Raw genomic sequence first — 2,924 nt, forward strand, 5'->3', positions numbered from 1 at the left:
ATCCACCACTGTGAATGCCAGTGGGAAGACTGAGACTAAAATACTCTCGTTTTCCATGATTATGGCATTTTCAAAAGTATCAAACTAGCCGCACTGACACTGAGCGCTTACAATCAAAATCTTAGGAACCTGATAAAACGCATATTGTTCTGTCCCCCTTCCGTAGAAATAATCAAACCCCATTGGTATCTCCTTCCTTTTGTTTTGTAGAAATAAAAAAGACGCTTAGCTCACAGAAAATGCTGTAAGCCAAGCGTCTTCCGACAACTTGTTTTTGTTTGATCTAACAGGTTCGTTCTTTGCACCTACCGTTACGACCTAGGCGCTATTTTTGCACCTACCGTTACGAGTTCAACAGCTACAATGACACGAATATACTTTTTCAGATGCTTTCCACGGTCAGACCAATCGGTCTTATCGAACGTGAAATGCTCGTAAAAGTGCGTAAATTCAAGGACTTTGACTAGTTCACCTTTTGCAGTAACATAACCGTCTCCACGTGCGTTGAGACACCGCCGTGGATGTCAGTCGTTCGAGAAAATAATTTCAAGAACTCAGGCGTATGAGGGAAACGGTCAACGAATTACCCCTTTTGACTTTAGATTCTTCTATTCCCATTGTTTGTGTCGTGGACATTCATTGCAGATCTTTTCCGCTTGTGCCTGGTCCTTTATTTCTACCTCCGGAACTAAAGACAACTTCATCATTCCATTCAGGCACATCCACAATTCATAGCATACATCACTTGTTATTACTTTCTTTGCTGCCGGGCAATAAAAAGCCTCGCTCTGCGTTTCCTCAATAGATTCTATTTCCTCATCCGTACACTTTCTTATAATATGTTTTGTTTTTTCCACAGGCAAAGGAACCTTATCTTCAGGAAAATATTCAATACCGACAACATTCACAATTGACTCATGGTTGTCTTTCCCGGCTGGAACAATAACGAAATCATCTACCTCAATACTATCATCATCTGCCAGGTAATAATACGTCTTCTGACCATCTTCAAATACTACGCTGCAATAGATATAATCTGTTGCTCTGCGTTTTGCTTTGCCATATACAGACGGATCAAGTATCTCGCCCAAACCATAGAAACGCATAAAATCATATACCGCATCGGCGAACTCCTTAAAATCGTCCGGCAGTCCATTTTTATCAAATGATCCTGTGATGATTTTTTGAGGGTTCTTTTTATAATCTATAGTAATTCTATAGTCCTTCGTTTCATTTGGGTTTTCTACGACATCGTCAGGATTACCTACGATATTTCCAAACAGATCCTCTGCGTCAAAATCATCCAGAAGGCTTTCTATACCGCCTTCGACTTCATACTTGCGAGAAACCTTGCACCCTGTACCGATATTCTGAATGTGTTCGAGCGTTGCCTTTTCTCTGTCAATAATGAGCTGCTCCGCATAATCCCAAGTTACAAATTCCCATGCAGCACCTTCTGGCACTTCCTTCGGCTTAATTTTCGTCACCCGATGATAATCCAGCACGATTCGATTTATTTTATCTGGCTTATCATTACCATCAAAGGCATACAAATCCGGCAATCCCAAACTATCCCTAATCAAATCAGACAGATCTATGCCATCCGCGTCAAAATCTGCACACAAAGAACCTTGGAATTTATATGTCTTGCCTTCGGTATTTGTCAATTCCATTTCCCAAATACCGATATCGGTGGCAAATACATCTGTGTAATCCTCCCGGCTAAAATAGGCAGCCACCTTATCCAAAAGTTCTGTCGCATTGGATTTATCAATGCTGAAATTTTTAGTTTTTGATTTTCTATATTTGCCGATTCCATCTCCGAAAACATAGGTGGAAAACCACACTCTCCCATCCGTATTTACCGTCAGATGCTGTTCTACTTCATCTTCAGGTTCTGGTCGGGGACCATAGCTGATGTTGTTGGATACAATACGTATCTTTTTTATGGTTCCCTTGAAGATGGCAGGATTTTCACTACTCAGCGATGCAAGTCTGGAAAGAGCAGTAATGAACCACGCGCGATTCTGAGGCTCGAGTATTTGAGACGCGTCGTATGCCCAGTGGTTATAATATCGCCACCTGGAGTATATTGCCGATCCAAGCAGCGGAATGTCTGTGATGTCATCTATGACTTTATCCAGTTCTTTATTATCATAGACGGCCTTGCCATAAACGCGTTCAAAAGCATGCCCGCAGTCCATCTCAAAACCAAGTGCAGCACAGTCATCTGCCATATAATGGTCTACAAGTTCTATGTAATTGATTCCCTGATCTCTGAACTTATCAAGCCACTTCATGGCAAATGTGTGTATCTGATTCATATCCGCCACTGTAGTTACCTCCTGACATCAATGATGTTACTTGCTGCAGATTTCCCGAATCTCATCCGCACATGGATCAATTAGTTCATTTTTCAACGCTACACATGTATCAGCAAGAAACTTGAACTGCTCATCCCACAGGTTGGTGTCAGAAAAGACAACATTTTCAAGTTCGACATTGATCGTTGATGATCTCTTATCGTCTCTCCTATTCCACTTCACCGGATGCGGTATGGCAGCTTCCACCTGTTCTTTTCTCCGATACATAGCATCGAAGATCTGTTTGTTCTTTTCTTTGTCCTCGGCATCTATCCAAACATTCGCACTTAGTGTCTGCTTCTGAAGTCTCATTGAGCAGTACAGATGAACGCCATAGATTCCTACAAAACCATCAACGGTGCTGCGTGTCGCCGGAGAAACATTGGAATAAGTACTGTCCCCACCGAACGCATCAGCAAGAATCGGCAGTGCCTTTGTCCAATACTGAAGCCTCCCTATTGTGTCAAGGGATTTTTCCCTATTAAATCAAGGTTTTTCAACCTCACGGTACTGAACGAATAAGAGCCAAAGGGTGTATTCCAGAGAAGGATTGGAGCATTC

2 protein-coding genes are annotated in these 2,924 nt (G+C 42.0%); both read right to left on the reverse strand.

Features of this window, described 5'->3' with window-relative positions; genetic code table 11:
* Nucleotides 1–608: 608 nt before the first annotated feature.
* Nucleotides 609–2,324, reverse strand: coding sequence for a hypothetical protein (locus ACTNC3_RS11265; protein ID WP_441227483.1), 1,716 nt, complete (start codon nucleotides 2,322–2,324; stop codon nucleotides 609–611).
* 36 nt (nucleotides 2,325–2,360) lie between these two features.
* Nucleotides 2,361–2,822, reverse strand: a complete 462-nt coding sequence (locus ACTNC3_RS11270) for a DUF4268 domain-containing protein (protein ID WP_441227484.1) — start codon at nucleotides 2,820–2,822, stop codon at nucleotides 2,361–2,363.
* Nucleotides 2,823–2,924: the final 102 nt, after the last annotated feature.

The sequence above is a fragment of the Oribacterium sp. HCP3S3_B9 genome (genome assembly GCF_052064255.1).
GTDB lineage: Bacteria > Bacillota > Clostridia > Lachnospirales > Lachnospiraceae > Oribacterium.

Bases quoted from the DNA above. Each gene is read 5' to 3' on its own strand.
- ACTNC3_RS11265 (WP_441227483.1), bottom strand. From the start codon at position 2,324: ATGAATCAGATACACACATTTGCCATGAAGTGGCTTGATAAGTTCAGA.